This window comes from Shewanella sp. BF02_Schw (genome assembly GCF_014596695.2).
Classification (GTDB): domain Bacteria; phylum Pseudomonadota; class Gammaproteobacteria; order Enterobacterales; family Shewanellaceae; genus Shewanella.
Map to the genome: position 1 here is coordinate 492,402 of NZ_JABKAW020000003.1, position 25,870 is coordinate 518,271.

23 protein-coding genes and 1 riboswitch are annotated in these 25,870 nt (G+C 40.3%); of the genes, 14 read left to right on the forward strand and 9 right to left on the reverse strand.

What is annotated here, in order from left to right; genetic code table 11:
• Positions 1-34 precede the first annotated feature (34 nt).
• Positions 35-739: a CoA transferase subunit A gene (locus HNW13_RS14765; protein ID WP_192116302.1), complete on the forward strand. Its 705-nt coding sequence runs from the start codon at positions 35-37 to the stop codon at positions 737-739.
• A 13-nt stretch (positions 740-752) separates the two neighbouring features.
• On the forward strand, positions 753-1,409 hold the full coding sequence (locus HNW13_RS14770) for a 3-oxoacid CoA-transferase subunit B (protein ID WP_182744745.1): 657 nt from the start codon (positions 753-755) through the stop codon (positions 1,407-1,409).
• A 139-nt stretch (positions 1,410-1,548) separates the two neighbouring features.
• Here the strand turns inward: HNW13_RS14770 and HNW13_RS14775 are convergent, their stop codons facing one another.
• Positions 1,549-2,430 (reverse strand): universal stress protein, encoded by an 882-nt coding sequence (locus tag HNW13_RS14775; protein ID WP_101086540.1) that lies wholly within the window; start codon positions 2,428-2,430, stop codon positions 1,549-1,551.
• A gap of 375 nt (positions 2,431-2,805) precedes the next feature.
• Between HNW13_RS14775 and HNW13_RS23645 the strand changes: the two genes are divergently transcribed.
• Both HNW13_RS23645 and HNW13_RS23650 read left to right on the forward strand, forming a co-directional pair.
• Positions 2,806-3,477 (forward strand): cation:proton antiporter, encoded by a 672-nt coding sequence (locus tag HNW13_RS23645; RefSeq protein ID WP_347813089.1) that lies wholly within the window; start codon positions 2,806-2,808, stop codon positions 3,475-3,477.
• Positions 3,471-3,995: a cation:proton antiporter gene (locus HNW13_RS23650; RefSeq protein ID WP_347813090.1), complete on the forward strand. Its 525-nt coding sequence runs from the start codon at positions 3,471-3,473 to the stop codon at positions 3,993-3,995. Before HNW13_RS23645 ends, HNW13_RS23650 begins: the two co-directional genes overlap by 7 nt.
• 48 nt (positions 3,996-4,043) lie before the next feature.
• Here HNW13_RS23650 and HNW13_RS14785 read toward each other — a convergent pair whose 3' ends face one another.
• Entirely contained in the window at positions 4,044-4,550 is a 507-nt protein-coding gene (locus HNW13_RS14785) for a TlpA disulfide reductase family protein (protein ID WP_243756290.1), read from the reverse strand.
• A 371-nt stretch (positions 4,551-4,921) separates the two neighbouring features.
• On the opposite strand from HNW13_RS14785, the gene HNW13_RS14790 reads away from it, so the two are divergent.
• Positions 4,922-6,712 carry an acyl-CoA dehydrogenase C-terminal domain-containing protein gene (locus tag HNW13_RS14790; RefSeq protein WP_192116301.1) on the forward strand — a complete coding sequence of 597 codons (1,791 nt, stop codon included), beginning with the start codon at positions 4,922-4,924 and terminating at the stop codon, positions 6,710-6,712.
• Between the two features lie 74 nt (positions 6,713-6,786).
• On the opposite strand, the gene HNW13_RS14795 is transcribed toward HNW13_RS14790, so the two are convergent.
• The 4 genes from HNW13_RS14795 to HNW13_RS14810 all read right to left on the reverse strand — a co-directional run bounded on the left by HNW13_RS14795 (position 6,787) and on the right by HNW13_RS14810 (position 11,458).
• Positions 6,787-7,365 (reverse strand): thymidine kinase, encoded by a 579-nt coding sequence (locus HNW13_RS14795; RefSeq protein ID WP_101086537.1) that lies wholly within the window; start codon positions 7,363-7,365, stop codon positions 6,787-6,789.
• Between the two features lie 159 nt (positions 7,366-7,524).
• Positions 7,525-9,084: a Na+/H+ antiporter NhaC family protein gene (locus tag HNW13_RS14800; RefSeq protein WP_182744757.1), complete on the reverse strand. Its 1,560-nt coding sequence runs from the start codon at positions 9,082-9,084 to the stop codon at positions 7,525-7,527.
• 79 nt (positions 9,085-9,163) lie between these two features.
• Positions 9,164-9,380, reverse strand: a riboswitch (Lysine riboswitch).
• Between the two features lie 403 nt (positions 9,381-9,783).
• Positions 9,784-10,707 (reverse strand): FAD-binding protein, encoded by a 924-nt coding sequence (locus HNW13_RS14805; RefSeq protein ID WP_192116300.1) that lies wholly within the window; start codon positions 10,705-10,707, stop codon positions 9,784-9,786.
• A 1-nt stretch (position 10,708) separates the two neighbouring features.
• Positions 10,709-11,458, reverse strand: a complete 750-nt coding sequence (locus tag HNW13_RS14810; RefSeq protein ID WP_059744357.1) for an electron transfer flavoprotein subunit beta/FixA family protein — start codon at positions 11,456-11,458, stop codon at positions 10,709-10,711.
• Positions 11,459-11,893: 435 nt separating this feature from the next.
• Here HNW13_RS14810 and HNW13_RS14815 point away from each other — a divergent pair, with 435 nt between their 5' ends.
• From HNW13_RS14815 to HNW13_RS14835, 5 genes are all read left to right on the forward strand, one after another.
• Entirely contained in the window at positions 11,894-12,304 is a 411-nt protein-coding gene (locus tag HNW13_RS14815; RefSeq protein WP_101086534.1) for an H-NS family nucleoid-associated regulatory protein, read from the forward strand.
• Positions 12,305-12,467: 163 nt separating this feature from the next.
• A complete protein-coding gene (rcsF, locus tag HNW13_RS14820; protein ID WP_101086533.1) occupies positions 12,468-12,863 on the forward strand; it encodes an Rcs stress response system protein RcsF in 396 nt (131 codons plus the stop codon).
• Positions 12,864-13,015: 152 nt separating this feature from the next.
• Complete coding sequence (gene tsaA, locus HNW13_RS14825) at positions 13,016-13,765, forward strand: tRNA (N6-threonylcarbamoyladenosine(37)-N6)-methyltransferase TrmO (protein ID WP_192116299.1); 750 nt, start codon at positions 13,016-13,018, stop codon at positions 13,763-13,765.
• Positions 13,766-13,769: 4 nt separating this feature from the next.
• On the forward strand, positions 13,770-14,381 hold the full coding sequence (locus HNW13_RS14830; RefSeq protein WP_192116298.1) for an acyltransferase: 612 nt from the start codon (positions 13,770-13,772) through the stop codon (positions 14,379-14,381).
• Positions 14,382-14,698: 317 nt separating this feature from the next.
• Positions 14,699-16,414, forward strand: a complete 1,716-nt coding sequence (locus HNW13_RS14835; protein WP_192116297.1) for a proline--tRNA ligase — start codon at positions 14,699-14,701, stop codon at positions 16,412-16,414.
• A 66-nt stretch (positions 16,415-16,480) separates the two neighbouring features.
• Here the strand turns inward: HNW13_RS14835 and HNW13_RS14840 are convergent, their stop codons facing one another.
• A complete protein-coding gene (locus HNW13_RS14840; RefSeq protein ID WP_192116296.1) occupies positions 16,481-17,845 on the reverse strand; it encodes a GAF domain-containing sensor histidine kinase in 1,365 nt (454 codons plus the stop codon).
• Between the two features lie 10 nt (positions 17,846-17,855).
• The gene (locus HNW13_RS14845) at positions 17,856-19,418 is read right to left on the reverse strand and encodes a DUF3369 domain-containing protein (RefSeq protein WP_192116295.1); all 1,563 of its coding nucleotides are present in this window, start codon (positions 19,416-19,418) and stop codon (positions 17,856-17,858) included.
• 333 nt (positions 19,419-19,751) lie between these two features.
• Here HNW13_RS14845 and HNW13_RS14850 point away from each other — a divergent pair, with 333 nt between their 5' ends.
• The 3 genes from HNW13_RS14850 to HNW13_RS14865 all read left to right on the forward strand — a co-directional run bounded on the left by HNW13_RS14850 (position 19,752) and on the right by HNW13_RS14865 (position 22,308).
• Entirely contained in the window at positions 19,752-20,885 is a 1,134-nt protein-coding gene (locus tag HNW13_RS14850; protein WP_101086528.1) for a patatin-like phospholipase family protein, read from the forward strand.
• 275 nt (positions 20,886-21,160) lie between these two features.
• Complete coding sequence (locus HNW13_RS14855) at positions 21,161-21,583, forward strand: copper resistance protein NlpE (RefSeq protein WP_162023574.1); 423 nt, start codon at positions 21,161-21,163, stop codon at positions 21,581-21,583.
• A 563-nt stretch (positions 21,584-22,146) separates the two neighbouring features.
• Positions 22,147-22,308 carry a hypothetical protein gene (locus HNW13_RS14865; protein WP_041413129.1) on the forward strand — a complete coding sequence of 54 codons (162 nt, stop codon included), beginning with the start codon at positions 22,147-22,149 and terminating at the stop codon, positions 22,306-22,308.
• 151 nt (positions 22,309-22,459) lie between these two features.
• On the opposite strand, the gene HNW13_RS14870 is transcribed toward HNW13_RS14865, so the two are convergent.
• The gene (locus tag HNW13_RS14870) at positions 22,460-23,857 is read right to left on the reverse strand and encodes a magnesium transporter (protein ID WP_101086525.1); all 1,398 of its coding nucleotides are present in this window, start codon (positions 23,855-23,857) and stop codon (positions 22,460-22,462) included.
• 150 nt (positions 23,858-24,007) lie between these two features.
• On the opposite strand from HNW13_RS14870, the gene HNW13_RS14875 reads away from it, so the two are divergent.
• On the forward strand, positions 24,008-24,493 hold the full coding sequence (locus HNW13_RS14875; RefSeq protein ID WP_182744738.1) for a glutathione peroxidase: 486 nt from the start codon (positions 24,008-24,010) through the stop codon (positions 24,491-24,493).
• Positions 24,494-25,870: the final 1,377 nt, after the last annotated feature.

Below are 25,870 nucleotides of genomic sequence, written 5' to 3' on the forward strand. Positions count from 1 at the left end.
CCGTTGATATCAATATAACGATAAGGACAACAAGATGGCAGGATTCAATAAAGTCGTCCACAGCTATGAAGAAGCACTGGCAGGACTGAATGACGACATGACCATTATGGTCGGCGGGTTTGGTTTGTGTGGTATTCCTGAAGGCTTAATAAACCACATGGTTAAATTGGGTGTTAAAGGCTTAACTGCTATTTCAAACAACGCTGGTGTTGATGATTTTGGTTTAGGCTTGTTACTTAAACAACATCAAATTTCAACCATGATAGCCTCTTATGTTGGCGAAAATGCCACCTTTGAACAACAAATGTTGTCTGGTGAGCTTAATGTGATACTCACGCCACAAGGCACATTGGCTGAAAAAATTCGTGCTGGTGGTGCGGGTATTCCGGCATTTTTCACCGCAACAGGTTACGGCACGCCGATTGCTGACGGTAAAGAAACGCGCGAAATTAAAGGTCGTCACTACGTATTAGAAGAATCATTGACGGCAGACTTTGCTTTAGTTCGTGCATGGAAAGCCGACACCATGGGTAATTTGGTATTTCGAAAAACCGCCGCTAACTTCAATCCAATGATGGCCACCGCAGGTAAAATTACCGTGGTTGAGGCTGAAGAAATTGTTGAACCGGGTGAGTTAGATCCAGACCACATTCATACACCAGGTATTTATGTTGATCGCATTATCAAAGCCAGCTTTGAGAAACGTATCGAACAACGTACCGTCAAAGCTGCGAAATAAGGGAGACAACACCATGGCACTGACCAGAGAACAACTCGCCCAGCGCGTAGCAAAAGAATTACAAGACGGTTTTTACGTTAATTTAGGTATTGGTATCCCTACTCTTGTGGCTAACTATATTCCACAAGGCATGCAAGTGATGCTGCAATCTGAAAACGGTCTACTCGGCATGGGCGAGTTTCCAACCGAAGAAACCATAGACGCTGATCTCATCAACGCCGGCAAACAAACAGTTACCGCAGTTGCTGGGGCGTCATTCTTTTCATCGGCAGAGAGCTTTGCGATGATACGTGGCGGCCACGTAGACCTAACCGTATTAGGCGCTTTCGAAGTTGATGTTAACGGCTCTATCGCCTCATGGATGATCCCAGGCAAGCTGATTAAAGGCATGGGCGGCGCAATGGACTTAGTGGCTGGTGCTGACAACATTATTGTCACCATGATGCATGCAGACAAATACGGCAACTCAAAGTTATTGTCAAAATGCGAACTGCCATTGACGGGCTATGGTTGCATTAAACGCGTAATGACAGATTTGGCCTTTATGGAAATTAAAGATGGCGCTTTCCATTTACTTGAACGTGCCCCTGGCGTGTCTGTTGAAGAAATCGTCACAAAAACAGCTGGTAAGTTAGTGGTACCAGACCATGTGCCAGAAATGACTTTTTAATTAATCTTAAATGGTTAATATAACAAAGCCCGCCACTCTGGATATACTCAGTAATGCGGGCTTTTTTGTATTTTTTAAAATGACAACTAACTAAAAATACCTAACGGTTCCTTGATGTGACCGTTAATTTGCAGAAAAACTACCAGGTTAAAGGCGCAAGCAATTGATCATCTGCTGGAATAATCAATACGTTACTGCGCATCCGCTCTAAAACTAACTCAGCAGTATTACCTATAATCCGTCCTAATAATCCTTCTCGTTGCCGAGCACCAATCACAAAATATTCACTCTTCAATCTGCAGGCTAGCTCAAACAAGCACAGCTCAGGCTCACCAGCAATAATGTGGATACATTCGGGATCCATATTAAATTGAGCAATCTGTTTTTGATGATCTTTATATGCCTTTTTAACAAGAGCATGGGTATCAATCAAATCCATATCTCGTAATATTTTGGGTACCCTAAGCACAAACGCTAAATGTAATTTGGTCCCTGTAGCTTCTGCAAGTTGCTTACCATATGCCACTACAACGCTATTGAGCTGTTGTTTAATAGGATCATGAGTAGCAAGATCGACAGCCATCAACGTTGCGTTGCCTTTAGTGAGTGGATTACTGGTTAATAATAATAACGGGATCCGAGTATGGCGTATCAACTGCCAGTCAGTGGATAAATAATGGTCTGCATGATGTACAGCCTTCACCATAAGGTCAAATCCATGACGAATAGAATGATGACAGGCATGTTCAAATAAATATTTGCTCCACACCATGTGTACCGGAATATCTTCACCTTTAAGATCCACGAGATGCTGCTTTAATTCAGCTTCTCGTTGATCCATTAACTGCTTTTGAGCAACGCTGACTAAACGAGGGTTATAACTTTCAGGACCACTAAAATAAGCATAAGAATAAGCAAAAACTTCCGCATTTTTGTTCAATTGCTTAGCTAACAGCAAACCGCTCGCTATCGCATCGGTGTGTGCTTGTTCCATTTGCGCGATAATAAACACCTTATCCATTTCCTTCTCCTTAAGTCTGCCAATTTTTTGATGTACAGCTACTGAAATAGTGATGTCCTGATTAGTTGTGCTATATAACAATCTTCATTGCTGGGGACTTGAACTAAAAACCCCATCAGCTGAGCTTTATAGGCAAATGTCACCGTTAAAAACAGTCGTCCAAATAACCAACTCACCTAGCTCAAATAGTAAATAATTGAAAGTTCCAACTAAATATTTTTTCCGTTAAAACACAGTAAATCATGTCTTATTAGCTATCATTAGTTTAGTCAATAGAGTACGTTTGTGTTTAATAATTAATCAGTAAGTTGATCGTAATCAACTTTCTGAGATCAAATCGAATCAAGGGATATAGCGCAAACTAAGGCAGACAAAATGACAATAGATAGTTTTGTAATGTCATTATTCTTTATTCTAGTGGTAGGTAGAATACTCGGTGAACTGAGCGACCAACTTGGGTGTCCAAGCGTGGTGGGTGAAGTTATTGCAGGGATATTACTGGGGCCATCAATTCTCAATTGGGTAGAACCGAATAGCACATTAGCTATTATCGCAGAACTTGGGGTTATCCTATTACTTTTTGATATTGGGTGCGAAACCTCAATTAAACGGCTCGTCAATGCAGGAGGTCAAGCTGTTCGGGTCGCATTATTAGGGATTGCTTTACCCATATTAACAACAGGACTTGCCAGTCTTTATTGGTTGTCCCTAGCACCTTTTACAGCCTTATTTTTTGGTTGTGCCCTCACCGCCACCAGCATTGGTATATCAATGCGCGTGTTAACACTATACAAACAGACCCAAAGTTCAGCTGGACATATTATTCTTGGAGCCGCGGTAATTGATGATATTGTCGGAGTGATACTGCTTAGTTTGTTGTTTCATTTTGCTTCCTCAGGTGAATTGGCATTAAGCTCAACACTGATGTTGTTTATCACGATAACCAATTTATCGTTTTCAGCCCCCCACTTGTTAGAGCTATCATTTATTTTACCCGCTGGTTACGTCCCAAAACGAATATCCCGGGTTATGAAGTGTTTGTGGTAATGTCACTGATTAGCATGTTTGCGTGGCTGGCACACTGGTTTGGCACACCAGCAATATTAGGTGGGTTTGCAGTTGGCATGGGTATATCGCGGCAGTTTACTTCGCCATTAAATAAATTTTTGAAAAATCCCTTTCCTTACACTTATAAACTAGAACTGTCCTCTCGCCCGCTGGTGCAAATATTCAGCCCGATATTTTTTGTTTATGTCGGAATTAGCCTCGATCTCAGCCAGCTAGATTCAAGTTTTACAGGTTTAGTCATTCTAGGATGGTTAGCGTTTATTGCTGTATTAAGTAAGTTCGTGGCAGGTTTAATAGCAGGTCAGAACTGGCAAGAAAAATGTATCATTGGTGCCGCGATGGTACCTCGTGGAGAGGTTGGGCTAGTTTTCGCGGAAATGGGCCGTCAACTTGGGGTGATACCAGCTAAAGAGTTTGCAATATTAGTTATGATTATCGCCCTAACGACCCTAATAGGGCCGCTTATTTTGAAATATACGTTAAGTAAGCAGCATTAACCGCTTAAGTCATTTCGACTGAAATATCAGTACTGAGTAACATAATGATCAGTCTACTAAAAACTGCAGCGCTTTTTCTAAATTAGGATCGTCAGGATTAGATGTATTTGTCACCCACGCAATATGGCCAGTGCGGTCAATAAATACTGTTGTCGGTGTGCCTCTTACGCCATACAACTTAGCAACCTCATCTCCTAAAACCAACGTTTTCATCTTTACCCCTCGTTCTAGCAAGCTTTGTCCGGGAGTTGCGCCGACATCTTCTTTAAAACTAATACCAATCATTTGTAAGTCTGTATGTTGATATTTAAGCCGCAGCTTTTCTAAGCCGGGTTGAAGTTTTTTACAATATGGACACCATGTAGCCCAAAAATGCAAAATGACTGGTTTTCCCGCGTAGTCATGTAGATTAAATGGCTGACCATCAGCATGAGTTAACTCAAAGTTAGGAGCAACGGATTCTTCCATCTTCGACGCCGCATCAGCTATGTGTAACGGCATGAAAGACAAAAAGAACAATGCCAATATACTTATTCCAAACCAAACTAATTTCATCACTAGCCCCTTTTTGATGGCGTATTCTTTTGATAGATAATTTTGGATAGATAATTTTTGTAGATAACTCATAGACCGGACAAAAACGATTCTGTATTCGTTTGCAGAGCAAAAAAAATGGTTCATCAGTACTGAACTTTCTATAGGTGATTACGGTATTAATAAAGAGGCTAACAATACGCATATTTCAGAGTAAATAAATCGGTACATTAAACGTATAAAATTAAGTTTACGTTTACGTAAAAATAATACTGAGTTTTTACTCGAAATTGGGTATGGTTAGATAAATCAACTATCTGATTGGACCAGTAACTAACTACATTTTGTTGCCGAGACCCAACTAAAATACAACATAACCAAGGAATGATCTTATGCCAATTTACCAAGCTCCTCTTCGCGATTATCAATTCATTCTATCTGAACTGCTTAATGTCTATCAACAAACTGATTTACGTGGTTTTGATGAGTTAGATGCTGAGCTAACTGATGCGATTTTACAAGGTGTTGCCGATTTCAGCACTGACATCATGTTGCCACTCAATGCCAGTGGAGACTTAGAAGGTTGTAAACTGGTTGATGGTAAGGTCATTACCCCTACAGGGTTCAAGCAAGCTTATAAACAATACGTACAAGATGGTTGGGCAACATTAACTTGCGATCCTGAATTTGGTGGCCAAGGTTTACCCGAAGTTATCGGTACATTTGCAACCGAAATGAAAACAGCCACTAATATGGCGTTTGCCATGTATCCAGGCTTAACCCATGGCGCTTATTCAGCGATTCACGTTCACGGCAGCGATGCGCTAAAGCAAAAATATTTAGCCAAACTGGTCAGTGGTGAATGGACCGGCACCATGAACTTAACAGAGTCTCATGCGGGTACAGATTTAGCCTTACTGCGCACTAAAGCGGTTCCTGCTGGTGATGAACTGTTTGCTATTAGCGGTGAGAAAATTTTCATTTCGTCTGGCGATCACGACTTAGCCGACAACATCATTCATTTAGTATTAGCGCGTTTACCAGATGCACCGGACGGTGTTAAAGGTATTTCATTATTTGCTGTACCTAAGTTTTTAGTGAATGCCGATGGTAGCTTAGGCGAAGCTAACAAGCTTAGCGCAACAGGTCTTGAGCATAAAATGGGCATTCATGGTAACTCAACATGTGTGATGCATTTTGACGGCGCAATAGGTGAACTTGTTGGTGCAGCACATCAAGGTTTAAAAGCCATGTTTACCATGATGAACCAAGCACGTTTAGGTGTCGGTATTCAAGGTTTAGGCGTATCAGATATTGCTTATCAAAATGCTCTCGTTTATGCCAAAGAGCGTATTCAAGGCCGTGCATTAAGTGGTGTTAAGCAGCCAGAGCAAGCTGCAGACTCATTATTAGTCCATGGCGACGTGCGTCGTATGTTGTTATCACAAAAGTCGTTCAACGAAGGTACACGTGCGCTAATGGGTCAACAAGCGCTGTGGCTTGACCAAGTAGAACGTCATACCGATCCAGAAAAAGCCAAACAAGCTAATGCACTTGCTGCGTTATTTACACCGATTGTTAAAGGCTTTGTCACCGACCAAGGCTTTAAAGCTTGTGTCGATGCCCAGCAAGTCTATGGCGGCCATGGTTATATTAATGAATGGGGTATGGAGCAGTTTGTGCGTGATATCCGTATTGCAATGATTTACGAGGGCACAAATGGGGTACAAGCACTCGATTTAGTCGGCCGTAAATTACTTGCCGACAAAGGTGCAGCATTAACTTTGTGGTCAGGTATGGTGAAGGAATTAATTCAGCAAAACGCGGCTAATGACGCAATGAAACCTTATCTTGCAGGCTTAATGGATGCCGCAGGCGATCTTGAAAAAGCGACCGGTTTTATTGTGCAGTCAGCCAGTAAGAATCCTGATCTTATTGGTGCAGCGTCAATGGCCTATATGCAGTTGTTTGGAATTACCGCACTAGCATGGATGTGGACTCGCGTTGCTGTAACGTCATTAGCCGCATTAGAAGCGGGTACTGAAGAGACGGGTTTTTACCAAGCTAAACTTAAAACCGCACAATTCTTTATGAGCTATTGGGGCAGCCAAACCCGCAGCTTACGCAAACAAATTGAATCGAGTAGTGCAGATATTGTCGATTTCGCAGAAGCCGATTTTTAATAAATAGTGACACGCAAAAAAGCCGCATCAATTAACTTGAAGCGGCTTTTTTATTCAGTTAAGTTGGGTTTGACTTAATCCCACAAAAACTCACGAAAATGCTTTCGACAAACCGACTCGTAACTTTCATTACCGCCAATGGCAACCTGCTCGCCTTCGCGCATCGGTTTACCGTCATGATCAAGACGCACGACCATGTTAGCTTTACGGCCACAATGACAGATAGTTTTAAGCTCAACCAACTTGTCAGCCCAGGCTAATAAATATTGGCTGCCTGGAAATAGTTCGCCTTGAAAATCATTGCGAAGACCATAGCACAATACTGGAATATCAAGATTATCAACAACATGAGTAATCTGTCTAACTTGTTCTTTACTTAAAAACTGACTTTCATCAATCAATACGCAATGAATTTTTTGCTCATCATTCGACGTCGAAATTAACTCAATTAAATTATCAGTGCTACCGAACACCTGCGCTTCGGTTTCGATGCCGATACGTGATGACACTTTGCCGACACCATAACGATTGTCTATCGATGCCGTCATCACTAAAGTGTGCATACCGCGCTCACGATAATTATAAGAAGACTGCAGTAATGATGTTGATTTACCGGCATTCATCGCCGAATAATAAAAGTACAGTTGCGCCAAAATGAAGCGTCCTAATGTTTAGCTAGTGAATGTCGTTCATATTACCTTTTCCAACATCGTAATAACAAATAAAAATGCCGTATTCATAACGAATACGGCATTTTTATTACAGCTTAAATTGGACATCTACCTACATACAGTAGGGCTTAGTTCAAAAAATTACTTCTTAGCCCAAAAGTGTAATATCACAATGCTGATGACAAACAACACGCTACAGCAAACTAACCCTGCGATTAATGAGCCAGTAAAACCTAATACGGTGTAACCGACTAAACTGATGAAAGCGGCAATTAAGGCATACGGCAGTTGAGTAACCACGTGATCAATATGATGACAACTGGCACCGGTTGACGACAATATAGTGGTGTCAGAAATGGGCGAACAATGATCGCCAAATACCGCACCAGACAATACTGCGGCCAACATTGGCAACATCATAGTACTATCACTTCCCATAGCCATATCTGCTGCAATAGGCAACATAATCCCAAACGTGCCCCAACTTGTTCCTGTCGCAAATGCGGTAATACCCGCTAATAGGAATAACACTGCAGGTAACATCGCAAACGGAATATTGTCAGTGGCTAAACTTGCCATGTACTTACCGGTTTCAAGCTGTCCAATCACACTCGAAATTGTCCATGCAAAAAGTAATATGTAAATGGCTGGCAACATCGAGCGCGCGCCAACCGACATGCCTTTGAGTAACATAGACAAGTCAACTTTTTGCTGAATAGCAAGAATGAGCGTCGCAATAAGACCAACTACAGAGCCAAAAAATAGTGACGAGCTAACATCGGTATTCTCAAATGCCCCAAGTACATTAAACGGTAAGCCTTTTGCTGCTAACACATCGGCGCCACTTGAAACCATAAAATACACTGTCGCAAACACCAATACCGCGATAGGTAAAAATAAGCCCATCACTTTACCGGTATCGGCTTCAGGTAAATCTGTAACAGCGCCAGGGGGTTGGCCTTTTGACTCATCAAACAAGTTACCCCGCAGTGCGTTTAATTCATGCTGGCGCATTGGGCCAACATCTAAGCTAAACGTTGCAACACACAGTAATAATAATAACGAAAAAATGGCATAAAAGTTCATTGGGATCATTTGAATAAAGACGCTCAAATGACCAGAATCTGTAAATCCATGAGCCGTTAAAATACCGCCAATTAAGGCGATAATGTATGCACCCCAGCTAGATACGGGAGAAATAACACACACCGGCGCAGCGGTGGAATCAAGAATATAAGCTAATTTGGCACGCGAAATATGGTAGCGATCTGTGATTGGACGTGAAATCGAGCCGACGACTAAACTATTAAAGTAATCATCAATAAACACTACACAGCCTAAAAACATGGTCATTAACTTGGCATCACGTTTATTGCGAATACGCAATTTAGCCCAATCAGCAAAAGCACGTGCAGAGCCACTGACAGTGATCAATGCTGTGATCATACCCAGCACAATCAAAAAGCCTAAAATGTACACATTCCAACTGTTCAGTCCGGCGTCTTTCCAAACTAACTGGCTGGCTGTATTTAAGATATATTCGCCACTGCCAACCAATGAGAAATCGGTTAGTAATAAGGCGCCGAAAACAATGCCAACCCCTAAAGATAGCAATACTTTACGAGTTAAAATAGCCAGAGTAATAGCCACAAGTGGTGGCAAAACAGAAAGTGCCGAATCGGCATAACTTATTATCATAATTTAATTATTTCTTCGTTGGATACGAATGGAGAAAAACTAGAAATAAGGCTAAACATACACAGGAAGTGTATGCGTTAACTTAACTAGTAGCACTCCACAGTAATATCCATTTAATATGAATATCATTCTTTTTATCAAGTCGATAAAAAGACTATGACAGTGCAGTCCCTTTCGAGAACTGCCCCAACAAATGCGGCTGATAACCCCATTTATTTCGGCATTGCACCCTTTTATGTCGAATTATTGGCATCACCCAATTCAACATGACTTTTATGCAACGCACCTCTACTTTTGTTGTTTGTAGTTAAAGCTCATTACACACAACGCGAACATACAATCATAAATTACATATTCTGCGCCAGTAAAAAGCACTAAACAGCACGACAAATAACAACAACATCAATTTAAACCACAATTGCATAGCATTAGTTTAACGTTTTTAAATCAAATGCACACTAGTGTAATGGGCACAAAAACAGCAACCGCATCAAACCCTGGATATTTGAACTGAATTTTTAAAAATCAACACCTAAACCAGTACTAAATCTAAGAGAAATCCAAGAGTAGCCCAATAAAAAAGGTTTCTACCTTATGAGTAGAAACCTTTTTAATCGTACAACAGAACGTTTAATAGCGCGTCAAAGTCGGCTGAACAACACGAGCTTAATCAACTCCTCCGTTTAGCGACTTAACATCTGATTAAACGAGGTTGTTCAATGCCGGTACCGCTTCAAATAAGTCGGCAACCAAACCATAATCCGCCACTTGAAAAATAGGGGCTTCAGGGTCTTTGTTAATGGCCACAATTACTTTTGAGTCTTTCATGCCAGCAAGATGTTGAATCGCGCCAGAAATACCCACTGCAATGTACAAGTTAGGGGCGACAATCTTACCCGTTTGGCCAACTTGCAAGTCGTTAGGTACAAAGCCTGCGTCAACAGCTGCACGTGATGCACCTACTGCTGCGCCTAACTTATCGGCGAGTTGTTCTAAAATAGCAAAGTTTTCACCGCTGCCCATACCACGGCCGCCAGACACAATAATGCCAGCATTACCGAGTTCAGGACGGGCAGATTCAGTGAGTGACTGAGAAACAAACTCAGTTTTTGAATCTATTGCTTGGCTTAAGTTGACGACTTCAGCACTGCCTGTTGATGCTACAACATCAAATGCACTAGAGCGTACTGTCATGACTTTTTTAGCATCTAAGCTTTGCACCGTCGCAAGTGCATTACCCGCATAAATAGGGCGTACAAAAGTGTCACTGCTTACAACTTCAATCACTTCAGAAATCTGGGCAACGTCTAATAATGCTGCTACGCGAGGCAATGTATCTTTACCTATACTGGTTGCTGCAGCCAGAATATGTTCATAGTCTCCGGCAATATCAACAACCAATTTTGATACATTTTCAGCTAGTTGAGCACCATATTGAGCGGCATCTGCCACTAAAACTTTACTCACACCCGCTAGACTTTGTGCTGCACTTACCGCGGCAGAACAATCAGCGCCAGCAACCAGTACATGAATATCACCACCAATGGCTGCTGCAGCGCTAACTACTTTCGCCGTGTCAGTTTTCAGGCTGACATTATCGTGTTCTGCTAATACTAAAATGGTCATATTAGATCACCTTCGCTTCATTTTTTAACTTATCAACTAACTCTTCAACAGAAGACACCATGATGCCCGCTTTACGCTCAACAGGAGGTGTGACGCTAAGTACTGTTTGATGTGCTCTTAAGCTCACACCAAGATCAGCCACAGCCATAATCTCTAATGGTTTGCGTTTAGCTTTCATAATATTAGGTAATGAAGCATAACGAGGTTCGTTCAAACGTAAGTCTACCGTCACAATCGCAGGCAAAGGCATTTTCAGCGTTTGTAGTCCGCCATCGATTTCACGAGTAACCGTAATCATGTCACCATCAATTTTGACTTCTGATGCAAATGTCGCTTGTGGCATATCAGTTAATGCTGCGAGCATTTGACCCGTTTGGTTATTGTCGCCGTCAATTGACTGCTTACCAAAAATAACGAGTTGTGCTTGCTCTTTTTCTTGCACGGCCTTTAACAGCTTAGCAATCGAAAGAGGCACTAACTCTTCATCGGTCTCAATATGAATCGCCCGGTCGGCACCCAGTGCCATTGCGGTTCTTAATTGTTCTTGCACCGCTTTAGGGCCAACACTTACCACTACAACTTCAGTGGCAATGCCAGCTTCTTTGAGGCGAACAGCTTCTTCTACCGCTATTTCGCAAAATGGGTTTAACGCCATTTTAAGGTTGGTCGTATCAACATTTGTGTTATCAGCTTTTACCCTGACTTTCACATTGGCATCAACTACGCGTTTAACAGGCACCAATACTTTCATAGGTTTTCCTTCCTACACCTTCAATGTATATGGACAACACACTGGCGTTCGCCAATGCAAGATGGGTTAACTTTACGTCCTGTTAACGTTAACGTCAATCAAAGTCAAACGACTGTTTACATATTTTTTGTTATTGTGGTGGCAATCAAACTAAACAAGTAGTGGATCATTAATTACTTAATGGGAATGCTTAATTAAAATTAATTGCATAATTAGATGATTTTATTTGATTCAATGCCAAATAGTTTCTATTATTACAGCTATATTCAGTATTGATTAAGCTGTATTAGTAATAATCAGAGAATTAATCTGACTTATATTAATAATAACGACCCAAATAAACAATATGAAGTACTGAAACTTACACGGAACGTTGATACTTTTTATCTATTATAACTTTTATTTTATAAATAAATCATTAGGAAACTATACAACATGAGTGACTTTTTAGACATATTAACCCACGGCCGTCGTTTTAAAGCTGCAGTAAAAGAATTGTCTCTTGATGATTTACGTGAAACAGCGGCGAAATTAGAAAAAATCATTACCGAACGTCAAGAAGAAGAGAAATTAGAACTTGAAGCTAATGCAGAGCGTAACGCTCGTATTGCTGAAATTCTTGCTCAAATTGAAAACAGTGGTTTATCAATTGAAGATTTAGGTGATGTGACCTCTTCTGTTAAAACAGCTAAACCTAAACGTGCACCGCGCCCACCAAAATATCAAATCACTGTTGATGGTGAATTAATTCAATGGACTGGCCAAGGTCGTATGCCTACCGTATTCAAACAACAAGTTGATAGCGGCAAAAATATGAGCGAATTCTTAATTCCTGGTATGGAATAATTATTCTGATTAAGGGTTAACCACACCGTTATCCTTTAAAATAAAAAAAGAGCTTACTTCGGTAAGCTCTTTTTTTTATAGCATTTGAGCGCTTTATCATCGCCATGAGAAAAGGTAAACTAACCATCGTTGATCCATTCCCCATTAATAGAAGGCTACGGCTATGACTTTTCCTCTTAAATATGCATTTATTGCCTCAGGTATAGCACTATTATTGAGCGCTTGTGCGAGTGATTATACGTTCAAAAGTAATTTAGACAGTAAAGCGATCAATGATTATTTTAAAGTCGGTGATGTTCAGTTATATGAAGGAAACGATCAACCTAAAGGAACATTTGAAACTTTAGGTTTAGTGGAAGGCGAAGCCTGCCAAGAAAGCAAACAAGATGCACCACCGCAAATGGCCGTAGCACGAAGCAATGCCAGAAGATCTGCTGCAGATATGGGCGCAAATGGTTTTGTAGTTAAAAGCTGTTTTATGATTACTGAAGCGGATAATAGTTGTTTTAGCCGTGCACTTTGTGTCGGTCAAGCCATTAAAACTCCTACAGAAAAATAACAACTCAATATATTATATTGGCTGCCCATAAATGATGAGTGCTCATATAACACTCATCAACATTTTTTATATTTGATTTATAACTCCCTTTGTTTGCTTAATTCAGGTATCGCATGACACAAAGCAACGATCGACACAGTCAAACAGATCTAATGAATCATAAATCTAGCGTTCCGTTTAGCAGCCAATTAAATGCTGTTGCAATATGCAGAACACCTTACAAACAAAAGTTTGGTATTCCTCGTCAGCCAGGTTTAGTCAATGCGGTAGGTTATATAGAGTTTGAACCCGCGTTTAATCATATTGATGCAGTAAGAGGAATAGAGCAATATTCACACTTATGGTTATTATTCTGTTTCCATGAAAATCTGGCTCAAGGTTGGAAAACCACCGTTCGCCCTCCTCGTTTAGGCGGCAATGAAAAACTGGGCGTTTTTGCTACACGCTCCACATTTCGTCCAAATGGTATTGGCCAATCAGTGGTAAAACTCCATGGAGTTATCCAACGTAAAGGAAAAGTGTGCTTAGTAATATCTGGAATGGATTTATTAGACGGCACGCCAATTGTCGATATTAAACCTTATATTCCTTTTTCTGATGCTATTTTAGACGCTAAAGGCGGCATAGCCCAAGAAGCACCAATCCTCATCCCACTGACTTATACATCGTTAGCGACAGAGCAAATAGATCACTACAGCAAACAAGAGCAGTACCAAGATTTAGCCGCGCTTATTGAAGGGGTATTGTCACAAGATCCTCGTCCTGCATACAAAAAAGCCAAAAATGATCCCAAACTTTATCAAGTGGCTTTATACGACTTAGATATCTTTTGGCATATCACAGCTCAAGGTATTGAAGTGTTAGAACTCAAACCGACAAAAGTTGAACTGCTGAAGGATTAAATCAATGGCAGACATAGATTACCAAGCTCAACATAAAAAACGCTTATCATGGATGCCATGGCTGTATTTTTCACTTAAACCAAAACATTTAACATGGGCAAAACCTTGGCAAGATGACATTCAACAACGGCTATGTCAGCTTGAAACCATTCATGTAGGTGAACAATGTTTTATTGCCCCACAAGCTCAGCTTTTTGCCGAACCGGGTCGTGATATCTCTATAGGTAATCAATGTATGATTGCCGCTGATGTGTTTATGCATGGCCCAATTACCCTAGGCAATGAAGTGGCCATTAACCATGGCTGCAGCTTAGATGGGGGCCGTAACGGTATAAAAATTGGCAGCCAAACACGTATTGCTAACAACGTCACGATTTATGCTTTTAACCATGGTATGTCACCCAGCGCACCCATTTATAAACAACCCGCGACATCAAAAGGTGTAGTGATAGGCCAAGATGTATGGATTGGCGCTCAGGCAGGCATTGTTGACGGTGTCACCATTGGGGATTGTGCGGTGATTGGCATGGGCTGCATTGTTACAAAAGATGTACCCGATTTTGCCATTGTTGCTGGAAATCCTGCCCGAGTTATTGGCGACCGACGCGATAAATAACCTCAGATACGTTGAATAGATAGGGTTATTCAATAAAGACAAATTAGTGGCGACTCATCGATATCAAACTTGCCATTGTTGTTGCTATCTAAGCACATTGACGCGACTATTGTGTTCTTATAACAAGTCAATACAACACTGGATAGAGGGATAGAAAGCTATTTAATATGCATTTATTATCCCGATGTGAAGTTTAATAACGGTCACTTGCGGTTAAAGTATAACAAAGGCTACTTTTGAGTCGAATTAGCAGGTGACATCATTGTTGCAGGTGCTAAAATGATGCTAATTCATAGCAACTATTTTGGACATTGGGAATGCGAGTTAGCAAGTACCTGCTTTCAACACAAAAAGAAACCCCTGCTAATGCAGAGGTGATTAGTCATCAGTTAATGTTACGTGCCGGTATGATCCGTCGTAATGCTTCAGGTCTCTACACTTGGCTTCCATCAGGTTTACGTGTTTTACGTAAAGTTGAAGCCATTGTTCGTGAAGAAATGAATAAAACAGGCGCTATCGAAATATTAATGCCGTTAGTTCAGCCTGCTGATTTATGGGTTGAAACGGGCCGTTGGGACAAGTTTGGTCCTGAATTATTACGTTTCCAAGACCGTAATAATCGTGACTTCGTATTGGGGCCAACCCATGAAGAAGTGATCACTGATTTAGTCCGTAAAGAATTAAGTTCTTACAAGCAACTGCCGTTAACACTTTACCAAGTACAAACTAAGTTCCGTGATGAAGTTCGTCCCCGCTTTGGTGTGATGCGCGCGCGTGAATTCTTGATGAAAGATGCCTATTCTTTCCATTTAGATCAAGAAACCATGGATAACACTTACCACGCTATGCATACCGCATACAGCAATATTCTGACTCGTATGGGCTTATCATTCCGTCCAGTACTGGCTGATACTGGTTCTATCGGTGGTAGCATGTCGCATGAATTCCATGTGCTGGCTAACAGTGGTGAAGACTTAATCGCTTATTCAACGGGTAGCGATTATGCCGCTAACATTGAAAAAGCCGAATCACCAATGCCAACCGACACTCTTGCCACGCCGACTGAAGCGATGACGTTAGTGGATACGCCTAACGCCAAAACGATTGCTGAGTTAGTTGAGCAATTTAATTTAGTCATCACTAAAACGGTTAAAACCTTAATCGTAAAAGGTGCTACTGACGAAGCGCCATTAGTTGCCTTAGTTATCCGTGGCGATCACGAACTTAACGAAATTAAAGCCGACAAACTTGAATTAGTCGCGTCTCCATTTGAATTTGCTTCAGAAGCAGAAATTCGTGCAGCAGTGGGTGCAGGTCCTGGTTCTATAGGACCTGTTGGCTTAACGATGCCAATTATTGTTGATCATAGTGTGACTGTGATGAGCGATTTTGCCGCGGGTGCCAACACTGAAGCTAAGCATTATTTTGGTATTAACTGGGAGCGCGATTTGCCTCTAGCGACTGCAGCGGATATCCGTAATGTGGTCGAAGGTGAACCAACGCCTGATGGCTTAGGTACGTATGCCATGGCTCGTGGTATTGAAGTCGGCCATATCTTCCAGTTGGGAACAAGTTATTCTAAATCAATGAATGCCACCGTGTTAGACGAAAACGGTAAAGCCCAAGTGTTATTGATGGGTTGTTACGGCGTAGGTGTGAGTCGTATTGTGGCTGCTGCTATTGAGCAAAACAACGATGACCGTGGCATTACCTGGCCTGAAGCGATTGCACCGTTTACTGTAGGCATTTTGCCAATGAATATGCATAAGTCACATCGTGTAGCTGACATTGCCGAAAAACTTTACCAAGACCTGGCTGATGCTGGTGTTGAAGTATTGATGGATGATCGTAAAGAGCGTCCTGGGGTTATGTTTGCCGACATGGAACTCATTGGCTTACCGCATGTTGTGGTGATTGGCGATCGCAATATTGATGCGGGTGTATTTGAATATAAAAACCGTCGTACGGGTGAGAAACAAGATATTCCATTCGATGAGATTGTGGCGTTTTTAACAAATGCAGCTAAAGGCTAGTTATTAACAATATAACCTGTTAAAAACGCACTTTAGGGTGCGTTTTTTTATCGCTGCAAAACACTTTTATGTAATATTTTTGATATAAATATCGATTTCAAGGCCTTGATTCAACTCTGAAATAATCTCAAGCCTACCGCCTAATTTTTGCGTTACTAGATTATACACAATAGACATGCCTAACCCTGTGCCACCAATATTGCGTGCGGTAGTAAAAAAAGGTTCAAATATTCTCCGCTTTACTTCAGGGCTCAAACCTTTGCCATTATCTTTGTAAAACATCTTTATTTCATCACCACAGTAATTAGCGCCTAATATAATTCGCTTTTGACCTACATAATCGACAGGAAATGCATGCCGAAAGCAATTGGACACTAGATTAGTAAAGATTTGTGCTATAGCACCAGGATAAGATTCAACAACCAAGTCTGGTTCTATTTGAATATCAAGCTCGATACCTTGCTTACGGGTTAATGGCCTAAGAGGGGAAGATATTTGCTCCAAATATTCAGTTAAATTAACCTGCTCTTTTTCTAAAATAAGCTGGTCAGCGGCGGTGCGTTTAAAGTTATGAACTAACTCAGCGGCACGCGATAAATTGCGTTCAATTAAATGTAATCCGTCAGTAAGTGTATGGATAAACTCTTCAAAGTCTTGTTGTTCTAATTCACCCGCAGCGAACAAAGTTTTGAGTTTAGTTAACTCATCGATGCAGTGGCTTGTTGATGTCACCGAAATACCTAATGGAGTATTAACTTCATGTGCAACACCAGCAACAAGATTACCTAAGGCGGCAAGCTTTTCGCTCTCTATTAAACTGGTTTGCGTTACTTGTAGGTTATTAATCGCATTTTTTAACTCTGCGGTTCGCTTTTCAACTTCTGCTTCTAAGGCTAAATTATTCAATTCAAGTTCATTTTGGTAAGCCTTGACCTTTTTAGCGTTAACAGCTCTACCATACAAATCAGCCAAAGAGCTCACAAATGATTGCTCATCACGGCTCCAATGCCTAACGCCTCCCTTATGCTCACAACAGATAATGCCGATCATTTTACCAGCATGCCTTATTGGGCTGTCTAACATGGCTGTGATTGCATTGGGGCGCAAATAAATGTCTTTAAATTCACAGGTTGCTGGATCTGTCATAGCATCACTGGCAGCAATCGTTCTTTCTGTATCGAGAGCGCGAAAATATCCCGGAAACGCTAAGCGAGTTAGCGTGATATTATTTTGTTTAGTTTGATTATCAACTAATAAAAAACAACCGATTGATTGATTATCTTCTGTTAACAACCATATACCTGCCCTGTCGATATCGAGTCCGCGACAAACTGAATCGACAATCAATTTTGAAGCCGAATCTAAGTTTCCAGTATCAATTAATTCAGACCGGCTGACAGCCAGTAATACTTGATCTAAATTCTGATTCATAATAGATAACTTAATGTGTGCTTTGCGCAGGTTCATCTGGCATTTGTTGCTGGATCTCTACAAACTTATCAAGCAAGGTTAAACTGGCATCACACATCAAAGGATCAAATTGCTTACCTGACTGCTCAATTAAATAATCTCTTACTTTTTCAGCGGACCAGGCGTCTTTATAACTGCGTTTTGACAACAGTGCATCAATTACATCCACGATAGCCATAATGCGACCTTCAATCGGTATCGCATCAGCAACTAACCCACGAGGATAACCATTACCGTCCCATCGTTCATGATGTGTATAGGCAATACGAGCGCCCATTTTGGCTATGATACGATTTGATGCCGCAAGTAAGGTGTAGCCCTTTTCTGCATGGGTTTTCATGATTTCCCACTCACTATCGGTCAACTTACCGGGTTTATGTAAAATACTTTCAGGGATACCAATTTTACCCACATCATGTAAAGGGGCTGCATAGCGCATGGTTTCAACAAAATCATCGCTCATACCAATATGGTTAGCCAGCATTTCACTCATCACTGCCACACGCCTAACATGAGCACCGGTTTCTTTACTGCGCTGTTCAATCGCATCACCAATAATTAGGATCAGTTCACGTTGCGTTTGTTGGACATTTTCTTTGCTTGAAAGGTTTTCAAAGGTCAAACTAACATTGGCAGCAAATAATTCAAGGATCCTGACCTGCAAAGGCGTTAATGCGGTGTCGTGTTGGAGGTATAAAATACTGGTAACATCTTGGCCAAACTTATAAAAGCCTACATAAATATTATCGTGAACTATCGACTTCTCTAAACTAATGGCTTCAATAATATACTCTTTCACTTCACCCGGTAGTGATTCGACATTTTCTATTTCACGGTAACTCACCATATCGCCAGTCGCGGCTAATAGGTTCATATGAGTATCTTGGTAGAGATCTTCACGAAAACTGGTTAAATAAAGCGCTGAGCTATTCAAATTAAGTAATTGCAATGTTTGTTCAAGAACAGCACTACCAAAATGATGCAGTGTATTGCTTAGTAGCACTGAAGAAGAAGCTTGGATGACTTTCTCCATCCCACGTTGACTTAGTTCAATTGTTTTAATATCTCGATACGAGCGCAAGGAAGCATAAACACACGATTTAAGTTTGGTAGCGGTTAATTCTGTTTTTGCTTTGTAGTCATTAATATCAAACTCTCTGATCACCCTTTCCTCAGGAGCGCTGCCCGGCTGACCAGTGCGAAGAATAATCCTTGTACTGTGATTATTTAACTCACCTCGAATACGTTCAACTAAATCCAGCCCCGCGTGATCGTTTTCCATCACAACATCGATAAATGCGAGCGCGATATCAGGCTCATCGCGTAGTAAAATGAATCCATCTTCAGCGCTAAAACTTGAATAAAAAGCGAGTTTCCTACCTTCCAACTCAAAATGGCTTAATGCAAATTTAGTCACATCATGTATGCCTGGTTCATCATCAATGATGGCAATTTTCCAGGGAGAAAGTTGCTTTGCTTTATGTGCTGCATCGTTATCAACCGATACTTCTGATGTTGTCTTAAACAGAGCCACATGCCATCCTTAAATTGGTATAATCAATTGAGTATTCGTTAACGAAATCAACAATCTATGATGAACTATTTACATTAGTTTTATCATGAAGACTAAATAACCATACGAGTAAAAGATTACTTTAGATCTTATTATCAATCTCGATATGGTGTTGCAAATGAGTGCTCGTAATCATGTTCAACTTTTCATCTCAAAGTATTAACCTCGATAATAGATATAGTGAAGATAAAGGATAGACAATAAATAGCATAGTCGACTTATTGGTAACTGGTGTAGAACACAAAAAGAATTCATACTAGAATCAAACAAACTTAACCGATTAAAGGACCGATATTGCCAGTATCAACAGCATTAGTACTTGGAGGTGGTGGAGCCAGGGCCGCTTATCAAATTGGCGTATTAAAAGCGTTAGTGCAGTTTTACCCACGCAACCATAATGTTCCATTTGATATTATTTGTGGTACATCTGCAGGTGCTATTAATGCAATATCGATAGCGACCCACGCATCTTGTTTCCATTTGGCCATAAAAAAACTGGACTGGGTGTGGCGTCATTTTGAAACCCATAAAGTCTATCGCACTTCGATCCCTCAAGTGTTGAGACATTTGGGACGAATGGCAATTAAAGGTCTACAAGATGACAAAGTCAATACTGATGCTGGCAGCCTACTGGATAATCAACCATTACGAGAGTTGCTGAATAACCTTATCGATTTTAAAAGAATTGATCGTAATATTGGTAATGATGCACTCAAAGCTATCAGTATCGACTCATCATGCTACAACAATTCACGTTCATATACTTTCTATCAAGGTAACGAACACATTGATGATTGGCAACGTGCTAGACGAGTTGGTATTCGCAGTTTATTAAATACTGAGCACTTACTTGCAAGCTCAGCAATTCCGATGGTATTCCCATCAATTAAACTTAATCAAGCCTATTATGGTGATGGATCCGTCCATCAATTATCGCCACTATCAAGCCCTATCCACCTAGGTGCTAGTAAAATATTTGTGATTAATTTAGACAGTCCACACAAACACTTTCCCATCGAGTTTGAATATCACCCTAAAACAGCAACAATCGCCGGACATTTATTAGATACCATTTTCTCGGACACATTGAACAGCGACTTAGAGCGTCTGCAACGGGTCAACAGCACCTTATCAATGATATCCCCACAAGACCGTGAAACCTTGAACTTGCGTCATATTGATACTTTAGTGATAAAACCTAGTCAAGATTTAAGCCGAATTGCAGAACGGTTCTATGATGATATGCCTTTTGCAATCAGAACTTTATTGAAATTATTTGGTATTAACAGACAGTCTGACTCGAGTATTGTGTCGTATTTATTATTCGAAAAAAGCTATACCACCACCTTGATTGATTTAGGTTATCAAGATGCAATGGATAGAATTGATGAAATAAAACAATTTTTCGATATACAGACTAAAGTTTAACCGTTAATACTCAAAATCTATGATATACCTATATATTAACATCAAGAATTAACATCGGGATTAATTGATGATAAAAGCGCGAGTGCGCTTTGGTTATCTATATTAAAGTCATCCTCGTCATACTGGTTTAGCTTGAGTCAAATAGACATGTTTTACATAGTCACATTTATAAAAGTGAATATTATTTTAAATTGTTGATCATTCACTTGAGACACATAAAACCAGAACTGCCGAGCGTCACATTCGTAACAATTTTGTATCTAAAAGGATTTTAGATGAAAAATTTATGGTTAGTGATTATATTAACAATCGTCGGCTGCGGCCAACAAGACACCTCGACTATAGATACAACTTCAAGTAGTCAAAACACTTTGCAATGGCAAGGTGTATATCATGGTGTATTCCCATGCCCGAGTTGCGATGGAATGGATACCACTCTTGAACTAACCCAACCGAACCAATATACCATCCACACTATTCGTCTAGGCACTGATCCCAATCCTTATCGTGGCAGCGGAACATTTAAGTGGGATAAAAGTGGTAACATTATCATTTTAGATCGTGGACATATTTATCAAGTCTATTCCGATCACTTATATTTGTTAGATGTAAAATTTAGGCGAATTACAGGCCCAGACGCAGAGCGATATAGAGTCGATAAAATCGAAGGACTAGGTCAGCAAATCAGAATAAACTAACAATGAAGTATGACTCTTATAATCAAAGTACTGAAAGCTTTTTAATAACTCTTCGGAGCACAATTAAATAGATATTCATTGCTCATTAGACTGCCGTTGACGACTTTGCACTTTTCTGTGGAAACTGTGTTCACAAAAACAATGGTCAGTTATTTACCATTGGAGTAATGCAGGTAAGTGTACTTGGTATGAGTTTGCTCAAGAGATCAAAACACAAGGAATAGCGTTAGGCTTATTACCTCAATCAATTTATTTGCAGCCTATGACATCAGAACAATATGCATCTATCGTTAATAGACCCACTTTCAGTGTGTTAGACACCCGCTTATCGCACTCAATCGCCATGCCCAAACCTTGGCAACAACAATTAGCTCAATGCCTTAATGAATTGGTGCTTAGTAAAGTTTAATTATTTAAAGTAAAAAATGAATTGTCATATCAGTGTCATTTTTACGTGCAATAATTTTTACCATCAAGGATGAAATATTTCGCTTTAGCTTGTCATTAACTTTAGGTAAAAAGAGGCTGTACCAACAGAGGTACAGTTATCTGGAATGTTGAAAATGTCACACTCATTTGAATTTGATGAAGATGATGCGCCATGGGGCGATAACATCAAGGGAAAACCAAAATCGAAAAAAGTAAAACAGCGTCGCCGTGATACTAAGCGCCGTTACTTTGACGATAATGCAGAAATGGAGTTCGCGCCTGCTAAGTGGAAATAATTTAACAGAATTTTCTCATCAAGTTTAAAAAGCAAGTTGCCTGCAACTTGCTTTTTTGTTGAAAAAAATGGCCTTGAGAAACTCAAGACCATTTAAGTAAAGCGTTAGCAGTATTGAATCAGTGTATTTCGATGTCTCTGAAATTGACCTTTTACAGATAAAATATGGTGGCTAACCCCAAAAAAGTAAAAAAGCCTACAACGTCAGTCACTGTGGTCAGAATAACTGAACCAGATAAAGCTGCGTCTTGATTAAAGCGCTGTAAAATCATCGGCACCATCACACCAGCAATCGCAGCAACAGCCATATTAACTAAAATAGCACAGGCAATAACGACGCCCATTATCGTATCGTTAAACCACCATCCGGCAATAATACCGATGACAATCGACCATAACATGCCATTTAGCGCACCGATACCGAGTTCGTTTTTCATCAACGACATCACGTTACCAGCAGAAATCTGACCCATTGCCATACCGCGGATCATTAACGTTAACGACTGGCTACCTGCAATGCCACCCATTGAAGCCACAATTGGCATCAATACCGCTAACGCGACCACTTGCGACAATACATTTTCGAATAATCCAATAGTAGCAGATGCTAAAAATGCCGTGAGTAAGTTTATCCCTAGCCACACGGCACGACGCTTTGCACCCACCACTATCGGGGCGAATAAATCGTCGTGTTCATCCATACCAGCAGTTGCCATTAATTGTGCTTCGTAATGTTCACGCACTAATGCTGTAGCAGTTCGCAGTGTCATTCGCCCAATTAATATACCATCTTCATCGACAACCGGTAATTCAAGTTCGCGACTATGCTCAATGGCTTCGGCTGCTTCGATTAAAGATGAATCCGCAGAGATAACTCGGCTGTCATCCCATTTTAACGCCTGCAATTGAGTATCAAGATCCGCAGTTCTGAAAACGTCATAACGACGCACTGTACCTAAATATTTATCGTTTTTATCTACTAAAAATAGATGGTCATTACAATCTAAGTCAATTCGGCGAAAAAAGCGTTGTCCTTGCGCGACGGTAGAGGTAAGACTTAATGCCAACATCTGGTGATCAGCATAACGACCGATTTCATTTTCAGAATATTGATCATACAGTTCGAAGTGCTTACGTTGACGTTCACCCATCTGTGCTAATGCACGATCGGTAATGTTGTCAGGTAATGAATCACTCCATTCAATAAGGTCTTCAGGACTTAATTGAGAAAAGAGTAAGTCTAGTTCCTCATCTGGCATTTTCTTAACAATGCCTAAACGAGGATCGGCGCGCATTAAGTTTAGAACGTCTACACGCTCTTCAACATCGACTTGCTGCCAACGTTCATAACGTTCATCAAGTGGTAACGATTCTAATAATAAAGCAATTGTGCCTGGTTCTGCTTCAGTCAAGATTTCACTGAACATTTCGGCCTGTTCATCGCCTTCTGCTTCAGTTAACAAATGAACCACTTGACTGACATCAGCCTGTGGTTGTGAACTGGTGTCGATTTCATCTTCAGAACTAAGTTCGTTCTTTAATTCACTCATCAGCCCGCCCTTAATTCTTGATAGTAAAATATGCGCAACTATATTGAAATTGGTATTGATAAGCAAACAGATAAATTAGGTTGCCAACAACTTAATTGCCAGCTAAGCATTTTCACATTATAGTTTATCTTTCATATAAAGGAGCATCACATGACCGCAGCTATTTACCCTATTTCCGTAAAAGACATTCAAGGCAATGATGTTGTTATGGAGAATTTTAAAGATCACGTTTTGCTTATTGTTAATACAGCAAGTAAATGTGGCTTCACCCCACAATACAAAGCACTTGAAGCACTATATCAACAGTATAAAGATCGCGGTTTAGTTATTTTAGGCTTTCCTTGCAATCAATTCGGCAAGCAAGAACAAGGCAATGAAGATGAGATCAGCCAATTTTGCGAACTAAACTTTGGCGTGACATTCCCATTATTCAGTAAAATTGAAGTCAATGGCAGTAACAGCCATCCGTTATATCAACATCTTAAAAAGTCTGCCAAAGGCCTTTTAGGTAGTGAGTCAATAAAATGGAACTTCACTAAGTTTTTAGTCGATAAACAAGGAAACGTGATTGAACGATATGCACCAACAACAAAACCAGAAGACCTTAACGCTGTCATTGAAAAACTGCTTAGATAGCCATAGCCTCTATCGTGTAATCGAAGGCTGATAATCAATGAGAATGGCTTTGGGTGATTGATGTCATGATAATCACCCTGCTTTTGCTCACGGCTTAGTCAGTTCCTGTAAGTGAACATCTAAAGTCTGCCACATTTTCATTTAACGATATTTTCGAATAGAAGTACTCAAACAATGGAAAACCGTTAGAAAAAGTAAACTCTTAAGCCACTGAAAAATAATCAGTATAAAATTAATCTCACTATTTTGATAAAAGAATTCATTTATATTGAACTTTTAAACCATTAGGTACTCCAACTTAGTAACAGTGATATTCACTTTTGTTCATCATCTCCCTGGGACTTCTAGCGCGGTCCCCTTGATCGCTAAGTCGATCGATAGGCAGTCATTTGATTGCCTTTTTTTATGTCTGTTGATTGTACAACGCAACTAGAATGCGTTGCATGGTCTAGCTTAGGTCTACCCTAGTGATGTGTTTTCTATATAGGGAGCTCATCAACATAAGATCATAACCAGCTAACTTCACCGCATTGGCTTGCTCTCAACACACAGCAATGTGTCAATGCGCCCTATTATCGTAAATAGGCAAGTAGCATAAATAGGCAAAGCAATATTAGCCAAGTTTGATATTACCAACATGAAATAAAACCATTCTCATCGATTTATCCCAGCTATTATTAAGAGATGGGGGCTAACTAGCACTGCGCATGTTTATCACTACACCTAAATAGGTGATGTCGTTTAACTCACAGTAATTAAGCTAATGAGTTTCGCTAAGTCGATTTCGATATTGGGCAACCTGGTCTGGGAGCTTGAAAAAAAATTTGTAAAACCCATTTTTAGGCTCTCGAGACAGCAGATGTTATGCCACGATAAACGTCATTTACATAGAACCACGTGCAACTACCAATGATGAGTAAAGCCCATTGATTATCTATTTTTAAATTTTTTCATTATTTAATGAACTATTCTAACGAGCACTAGTCAGAGTATATGTAACAAGTAAGAACATGTATTCGCTAAGCGTCTTCCTCCAACGTTTTAGCGTGTATCCAAAGGTTTGATTACTGACTTTTGTATTTGCTTGTCGCGACAGTTTTATGTTCATCATCATCCCTATTTGGGGAGTATTAACACGCTAGCGCACTGTTAATCACGACCCACAAAGAACGACTTAGGCAACCAAATTGGTTGCCCTTTTTTTAGGTTCATTTTGTGTTTTACACAAATAAAACCAAAAATAGCATCATCATCGATATTTACCTCAACCATATACAGAACCAATAGCTTACTTGAGTACACCTCAGAGCTAGAACTAGCATAGTGATAAATAAGCACTTAATTATAAAGACTTTGATAAACTATAATATCGAGTTT